The organism is Dyella sp. (assembly GCF_035277725.1).
Taxonomy (GTDB): domain Bacteria; phylum Pseudomonadota; class Gammaproteobacteria; order Xanthomonadales; family Rhodanobacteraceae; genus Dyella_B.
The window spans coordinates 1-7,974 of record NZ_DATEJY010000025.1; the positions used below are offsets into that span (position 1 = coordinate 1).

The window sequence follows — 7,974 nt, forward strand, 5'->3', positions numbered from 1 at the left end:
GATCAAACAAGGGGAGTTCTACCCGGTCGCGGCCCTCGCGGTGCTGTCGGCCATCGATGCCGACCCCGCCGCGCCATTGCATGTGAAGATGCCGGTGCAGGAAGTGGGGCACGAGTTGATGCCACGTGAGCCTGAGTACACCGAATTTCGCGATGAGTTTCCGCTGCAACAGGTAAACCGGTTCCGGGACAATCTATGTAAATTGCGCGCCCTGGCCATATCCTACGGCTTCAATGACCAGTTCGCGCACATTCCACCTTCCACGGCGGCGTTTTCCAAAGCGCTCAGCGATGCGCATGTTCCGCATCTGCTCGACGCGTATAACGGCGATCACCGCCAGGAGGTGCAAGAACGTTTGGCTACGAAGGTGTTTCTGTTTTTTTCGGACAATCTGAAAGATTGACTCGCTGACATCAAGACTTGCTTGAGAACCATCTTTCGTGGAGCACTTCTGTCTCCTCATCTGAAGGAAATATCGATTCGATGCGAAGCTCCTGCGCAGCAATGCTCTGCGGCGCACCCACTGTAGTAATCATGGAAAAATAACGGAGCACCTTGCCGTTCTTTTTAAACTCCATGGGAATCATGGGCAGGTTCGGAGCTGGTCCAACCGATCCATGGAGTCGCCACGAGGCATCCACGCCGGGATACGTGAACAATTCATCAAGCAGCGCGTGTGTTTGTTCGTCCAGAACACGCCCGATCGTCTCACGGTAAACGCGCTGAACCAGGCTTCTTGCCAGGGTATCCCAATCCTGCACGAAGGGCCGCATACCTTCGGGGTCGAACATCAGATGCAACATATTGCGTGGCCCTTTACGCGCGGCCATGTCGATAAACGATCCAAAAAATCGCGGGGATGATTCGTTGGCAGCCAGCACGTTCCAATAGCGATCCATCACCATGGCGGGATACGGATTGTGCTGGTGAAGCATGCGATCGAGCGCACGCGTAATGCCCTGCATTTCCACCGCGTTCCAAGGTGCTTCCGAGTAGACCGGCGCGTAGCCGGCTGCAAGAAAGACAGCGTTTCGCTCACGCAAGGGAACATCCAGTGATTGGACGATGCTGCTCAATGCCTGGCGGCTCGGCACGCTGCGGCCGCTTTCGATAAAGCTGAGGTGCCGTTGCGACATGCCGGCATCGAGGGCCAATCCCAATTGACTGGCGCCACGGACCTCTCTCCAGTGGCGCAGGATGGCCCCCAGATCATGGGAGGGGTGCGTCCGATCGGTACGGGTGGTACCCATGTAATTCTCCCGCGCATTTTTTTGAGGATATTACCCATAGTAATCATCGTTCCGAACTCAACGTTTGCCGCAACACATATTTTCGACCGGGAAAGCTAGATCTCAATCTTGTGGCAAAGCAAAACAACGTCATCCCAGCGAAAGCTGGGATCCAGCGACGTGCAGAGCGTGAAAGGCACTGGATCCCAGCTTTCGCTGGGATGACGAATCGGTAGCGTTGAATGTCTTATATAAATTCCGGCTTCGCGCCACGTGTTGTGTTTTTAAAACTTCAATCTTCCGGGACACTGGCGAACAAAGGCGGGAATGACGGATCACCTCTGAACGAGCCGATCAATCAATCAACTAGCCACCGCATGCCAACGATACGGCTGAAAATCTTGTTCCAGCTTCGGCTTGGCCACATTGCCGGTGTAGTTGGTAATCGTTGACGCAGCAACAATGCCGATCACTTCCAACAAATGATCCCTACCGAAGCCGGCCTCCAAGAACACCGACATATCGTGATCGTCAAGATGCCCGCGCTTTTCGATCAAGGTACGTGCCAATAGCGATAGCGCTGCGGACTTCGAATCCTTGGGAACGCGACGCTTACGAATAGCCTCAACATCCAAACGATCAACGCCCTCTTTTTCGGCAAGGAAGGAATGGAATGCCACCGCCCACGTGCAGGCATTGGTGACGGCATTGGTGAGCAAAACGACTTGAATCTGCTTTTCCGAGAAACTTCCGCCATGAACATGGCCAAACAACCCGACCAAGCTACCGATCAGGACAGGAGACGTCGCCATGGCACCAGCAATATTGGGAATCACGCCAAACGCACTTTGCAGCGAGGCGAGCGAGCTTTTGGATGATTCGGGGGCGGATTCGATGGTATGAACGGGGAACGCTGACATGAGTTGTCCTCTTTGTGGGATGCGTCGGAGCCGACGCTGCAGAGGCACTCTATTGACGCGATGTCAGCGAGCCAATTACCTGCAAGGTAATCGACTCGCCTATGCCGGTAAACAAACCGATCGCGCGAGTGGACTGAGCCCAAGCGGGATCGCCACGGCGGATCACCTAAAGCGCGACAGCCTGGCAGGCGGCTCGCTGGCGCTTGAACTTTCCTTCACTGCGAAGTGACTCGCGCTCCAACTATTGCCAGCCAATATCCACGGACGCGGCATACGTTTGTGTCGCAGTTCATTCCTATTGTGGAGAAAGATCATGGCAAACACTGGTAATCAACGCGGTCAGGGTGGCGGACGCGGCTTTGCGGGCATGGATGAATCCAAACAACGCGAAATCGCCAGCGAAGGCGGACGCGCCGCGCACGAAAGCGGGCATGCTCACGAATTCACCTCACAGGAAGCCCGCGAAGCCGGGCGCAAAGGTGGCGAGTTCGTGAGCCAGGATCGCGAGCACATGTCGGAGATAGGCCAAAAAGGCGGTGAATCGGTCAGCGAAGATCGCGTCCACATGGCGGATATCGACAAGAAAGGTGGCGAACAGGGCCATGGCGGATCGCACGCAAGTTCGCGCGGTGGGTCGTCCGAACAACATGCCGAAGCCGGCCGCCAGAGTCATAAAGACACTTAAAGGATGCTCGCCGTAGCAGCGGAGCTCCTTCCTCTTAGAAGACCCCGTAGGGGTTAAAAACAACAACGAGGGTGCCTATATGGCAGGCACCCTCCCTTCGATTTTGCATGGTGTTTTTATGCGGCAACTTGCGCTCTTCATCTCCGGGAGAACACGCCACGGAATCAATGCACGACGACAACCTGTTCGAGCGGGACGCGCCAGCGTGGTTCGATGCGTGCATTCGGCATACGTCTCCCCAGCGCAATGACCAGGGGAACGGCGCTACCACGCGGTAACTTCAGCAATCGCGCCACTTGCCGGGCGCTGAAGCCCTCCATCGGACAGCTATCGAGTCCGCTGGCCGCCGCGGCCAGCAAAAGCGTTTGCGCTGCATAGAGACTGTTGCGCGCCACCCAGTGTCTGGTTCGCGACGGACCGACCGGCAGCAGATCCAACATGGGATAGAGCCAGGAGATCAAGACCATCAGCGGCTCCCACAACCAAAGGCGGCTGATACGGTCGAAGCGTCGGCAGAGATTGAGTTCTTGACGATGGTACGCCTTGGACTTGTCGTCCAGCGTATCGGTTTGCTCAACGTGCGCTTCCCAGCCGTTGAGCGTGCGCAAACCATAGGCGCTGTTAGCGCTTACGACAATCAGCGTGGAAGCACTTTTTGCGGCACGCTGGTTGCGACACGTGGCGGCGATCGCTTCATGCACCCGTGCATCCTTGATCCAATGAAAGCAATAGGGCTGGAGATTTTTGCTGGACGGCGCAAGTTGCGCCTCGGCAAGCACGGCAAGGACAACCTCGTCGCTGATCGGCATGCCGTCGAAATGGCGCACAGCCCGGCGACTTGCATTGATGACGCGAAAGGTTTCCCACGTGACCGATCCAAGATCGGCAAGATTCAGTTGGCTGTTTTCGAGAGGCTTGTTCATGCGGAAAATAATGTAAGCTAAAACTTGTTTTGCCAACTTATATTCCCGTTTATGCCAAAACCCAGGCACATCCCGCGAAAGGAGCCACGCCAGGCACGAGCTACTGCCACGGTGGACGCCATTCTGGAAGCAGCTACTTACATTCTCGTCAAGGACGGCTGGGAGGGTTTCACGACCAACAGGATCGCCGAGCGTGCCGGCGTGAACATCGCGTCGCTTTATCAATACTTTCCCAACAAGGAATCGATCGTTGTCGAGCTGCAGCGCCGGCACGTTGACCAGGCTCATCGCGACATCCCCGGTGCTGTGGCGACGTTGCGTGCCAATCGCAACCTGCATGACGTGCTCAGTGCATTGATGCACGCCAGCGTGGCGGAGCATCGAACCGCACCCGCACTACACCGCATCTTCGCCGAAGAGCTGCCGCGTTCCGCGCGCCATATTGATCCCACACGCGAGACAAGGGTTCGCGAACAGCTGAAGGAACTCGTTCGCCCCTTCGCACGCAATGTGCCCGACCTGGATTTGGCCATCTTCATCCTGCGCGCCGCCGGTCATGCCATCGTTCACGAAGCCGCTAATGAGCGGCCGGAATGGCTCGCGCGTCCCGATTTGGTCGAAGAAATCGTGCTGCTATTGGAACGCTATCTACGGCGGCCGGCGCCGCGTCGACGGCGGAAGGATCACAGATAGCGTTCGTAGCAAGGTGGCAACATCGTCAGGTTCGCGTTTGTGATTCGCTTACGGCTTGCAAGCAAGACTTCACCCATCACCTTTCTTACCGTTGCCGGAGGCTCTTATGTCGGATGACTGGAAGTTACCTTGGGAGGGCGGATGCCTATGCGGCCATATCCGCGTACGGGTCAGCCGCCCTCCTCTACTGACCATGGCCTGCCATTGCGCCTGGTGTCAGAAGCGAAGTGCAAGCGCGTTTTCATCGATCGTGACTTTGCCAAGCGACGGTTTGGACATCACCAGCGGCGAGCCGGAAACCGGATGGAGTTCCAGCGAGCATTCGCACTACTTCTGCCCGCGCTGCAAGAACTGGTTGTTTTTGCGGGTGGCCGGCGCGGACGTGGTCAACCTCAGGGCAACGATGCTCGATGACCATCGCTGGTTTGTCCCTTATGTCGAAATTTTCGCCGGCAGCAAAGCTCCCTGGGTCTCGATCACCACTCCATACAGCTTTGCCACGATGCCGGAGGATGAGGACTTTGAGGTTCTGATGACGTCCTTTGCCAGCACCGGCCCGCGACCGGCCACAGTGGCGACGGCAAAGTGATCCTGCCGAAAAAGGACGTGACATTCGCTTCGTAATCAACGCAGGGAATTTTCAAACTCTCGACACCAAGCTGTGAGCATGGATTTTGCCGACTGCTTCTCCGTGCCGCTTGAAGATCAGTTCTTGGAAGCGGAGCACTTTCCATGGCGTGGAATGCCGCCAAAACAAAAAAGGCCTACCTCAAAGTAGGCCTTTTTCCTGAATTTGGCGCCCGAAGTTTCACGCATATTAGAGACGTAAACCACTGACTTTAAAATAGATACCACCCGAGAGATTGAAGATATACCCCAACATGTACCCCCATAAGATGGCATAAGCTGAAGCGCTTTGAATGCACCGAACTCAAAACCTGTTTACCTCCCAAAATTTCCGGGTCGTCCGGAAAAAGGTAATCAAGGTAACCAAGCGCACGAAATAGTCAATTTATCCAATAAAAACAAACGGATATGAACATTCAACAAAGGTAACCTTAAGGTAATCATGAGGTAACTAGTTACCTTCTCAAAAGGTAATCTCCGCAGGACTGCTTGCGTCCGAAAATCAATGACTTAGCAGGCGATTACCTTTGTGGTTACCGAAAATTACTTCTTAGAGGTAATCTTTCTTTCCTTTAAATTCAATATGTTATTTCCAGTTTCAGGGTGTGGTTACCTGAATTACCTTTTTCCGATGCCCCCCCTACCATTTTGGGGCGGTGGCGGCCGCGGGAGTGCTTCGAAACCATCCAAGCACGCGTCGCTTTGCGTCTGCTCGCCGCTTTGTCGCGGGACCTAGCCCTTCCCGTTCGCCGGCCACTGCCGGCTGTGGATATCTGCGTCGAAATCGACCTCGGAAGGCATCGCGGGCGTGGCGGGGCAAGCGCGCAGTCGGACATCTTGCGGTGTAACTCGCTGCGCGCGATTTGCAGCACGCACAGCGTGGAAGGCGTCAGGTTGCGCAAGAGCCCGAACAAGTTAAAGGGGGCAAACGTGTGACAAGACGAATTCCCTACCAGGAAATTTTCCTATTACGGCCATTCGACTTCCTTTGCTAGCTTGAAAATGCTTATGGAATCGCAGCGATTGTGCACGGAAGGGGAAGACGGTCGATGTTTGGAGCATGGTCGTCTCGAACGGAGACGCTAAAAAAGGAAAGCGGAGGGAGCCCCAGCTCGGTTCCTGCTATCGCAATACCATCGTGTTGGGTAGCGATAGCGACCTCATCGCGGTCATGCATTCCTCCAGTCCTGAGGGGTTTTGCAGTACCCCTACGACAAGAACTGCCATTGCGCCGCCCATGCGCGCTAGGTACAGGTCGTCTGAAAGTTATTTTTACGTACGTGATGTACCAGGCAGTGAACTCTGCCCCGGATTAAATCCTTGCTGTGTTCGTCTTGCTACTGCTCAAGGGCGAGTCGCGTACATTTTTTTACACCGCTGTTTTTTATTTTTTTGAAAGGACTGCTTCATGTTGCGCTATCTAGGGGCGTTGTTCTTTGTAATTGCATTCGTGTGTGCAACACCTTCAGTCAAAGCAGCCGCTTATCAGATAAATACCTGTCCTGGTTACGGTACTCATTTTGGTTGGAACCCAGACCTAAAGACTGTCGGGGCGTCAGTGGGTGCCGGTTGTACAAACTCCTACCTCTACGTGCCTGACGGCGGCGGCGGTTCTAGTTCTGGCGGAGGTGGGGGGCCGGGCGGCGGTGGCGGTACGCAGACATCAGTCAGTACAACCATCACTGCCGACAAGAAGAACAGCAAAGCGCCTCCTTGTTTGCGAGTCGGTGATCCGATTGATCCCGGTACGGGTGCAAAGGTGGACATTGAGACCGATTTCGCCTTGCCAGGTGAGATGGGGCTGAAGTTCGAGCGGTATTACGCCTCGAGAGGTATCCGAGCCGGGTTACCTAACGGCCCTGGCGGGTGGACCGATAATCTTGATTACGAGCTCCACACTCAATGCATGGGCGGCCTCAGTTGTACGACGGCCTTCTTCATGCGCCCGGACGGTTCAGAGATTAAATTCACGCAACCCGTTGCTGCGGCATCGGGGGCGCCTCTCACCGGCCCCTTCACCGAAGAGGGCGGTGGCGGCCTGGCGACCTTGACGTATACGCCCAACGGGTCGGGGCCAGGCACTTATACCGTGGTTGATGAGGACGCCATGGTCTACACCTGGACCCAGGATTTAACCACAGGCCCCTCTCCGCGTAACAAAGGCATTCTTACCGGTATCCACGATGCTTCGGGAATCGGGTGGACCATTACCTACCCGAACAGCACGACTACCGTGGTCACGCATACGTCCGGACAACAGATGGTCTTAACCATAACCATTCCGTCTAATACCGGAGGACAAGGTATTTCGGCGCTAACGGTGACCGATCCCGCTGGCAACAACTACACATATCAAGCTGCATCCGATGACTTGGGAACGTGGAACTTGATTCCAGCGGAAATCGCGTCGGCAAGCTTCCCCGGCTCAAATCCAGTGACCGTTCAATACCAGTACAAACCGTTCGATCCTAATACTCCGCAGTTAAGAGGTTTGACAGAAGTTGATTACAACGGTGTCGCGCATGATCTAACCACTTACGACACCAACGGCAATGCGCTATCGACCAGCCTGGCCGATGGAACGCAAAAGACATCGCTGGTGTATGGCAGCAACGCAACGGGCGCGGTGGTTACTATCACCAACCCGTTGGGCCACGTATCGGTGTACCAATACAACGCCAGCGCGTTGCCGATTTCGGTGACTGGCCAAGCATCTTCACATTGCGCCGCCACCCTCAGCCAAATGAGCTACGACGGCAATGGCAATATGCAGTCGGAGGTCGACAACAATGGCAACACGACGACGTATCTATACGCCGCCACCGGCCAGCTTCAGCAGACGGTAGAAGCATCAGGTACGAGCATTGCTCGCACGACCACGTATCAATGGGATAGCA

7 protein-coding genes and 1 pseudogene are annotated in these 7,974 nt (G+C 55.4%); 5 read left to right on the forward strand and 3 right to left on the reverse strand.

Annotation, left to right across the window (positions count from 1 at the left end):
* Positions 1-403 (forward strand): hypothetical protein (locus tag VJR68_RS01590; protein WP_324145794.1); only part of this gene is annotated, 403 nt, incomplete at its 5' end.
* A gap of 10 nt (positions 404-413) precedes the next feature.
* Here VJR68_RS01590 and VJR68_RS01595 read toward each other — a convergent pair.
* A complete protein-coding gene (locus tag VJR68_RS01595) occupies positions 414-1,250 on the reverse strand; it encodes a helix-turn-helix transcriptional regulator (protein ID WP_324145795.1) in 837 nt (278 codons plus the stop codon).
* A 341-nt stretch (positions 1,251-1,591) separates the two neighbouring features.
* On the reverse strand, positions 1,592-2,149 hold the full coding sequence (locus tag VJR68_RS01600; protein WP_324145796.1) for a hypothetical protein: 558 nt from the start codon (positions 2,147-2,149) through the stop codon (positions 1,592-1,594).
* Positions 2,150-2,462: 313 nt separating this feature from the next.
* On the opposite strand from VJR68_RS01600, the pseudogene VJR68_RS22025 reads away from it, so the two are divergent.
* A pseudogene (locus VJR68_RS22025) lies at positions 2,463-2,693 on the forward strand (KGG domain-containing protein); the annotation flags it as partial.
* A gap of 305 nt (positions 2,694-2,998) precedes the next feature.
* On the opposite strand, the gene VJR68_RS01610 reads toward VJR68_RS22025, so the two are convergent.
* Positions 2,999-3,793 (reverse strand): nitroreductase family protein, encoded by a 795-nt coding sequence (locus tag VJR68_RS01610; protein WP_324145798.1) that lies wholly within the window; start codon positions 3,791-3,793, stop codon positions 2,999-3,001.
* Between the two features lie 75 nt (positions 3,794-3,868).
* Between VJR68_RS01610 and VJR68_RS01615 the strand changes: the two genes are divergently transcribed.
* From VJR68_RS01615 to VJR68_RS01625, 3 genes are all read left to right on the forward strand, one after another.
* Positions 3,869-4,450 carry a TetR/AcrR family transcriptional regulator gene (locus VJR68_RS01615; RefSeq protein ID WP_324145799.1) on the forward strand — a complete coding sequence of 194 codons (582 nt, stop codon included), beginning with the start codon at positions 3,869-3,871 and terminating at the stop codon, positions 4,448-4,450.
* Positions 4,451-4,556: 106 nt separating this feature from the next.
* Positions 4,557-5,039, forward strand: a complete 483-nt coding sequence (locus tag VJR68_RS01620) for a GFA family protein (RefSeq protein WP_324145800.1) — start codon at positions 4,557-4,559, stop codon at positions 5,037-5,039.
* A gap of 1,446 nt (positions 5,040-6,485) precedes the next feature.
* Positions 6,486-7,974 (forward strand): DUF6531 domain-containing protein (locus tag VJR68_RS01625; protein WP_324145801.1); only part of this gene is annotated, 1,489 nt, incomplete at its 3' end.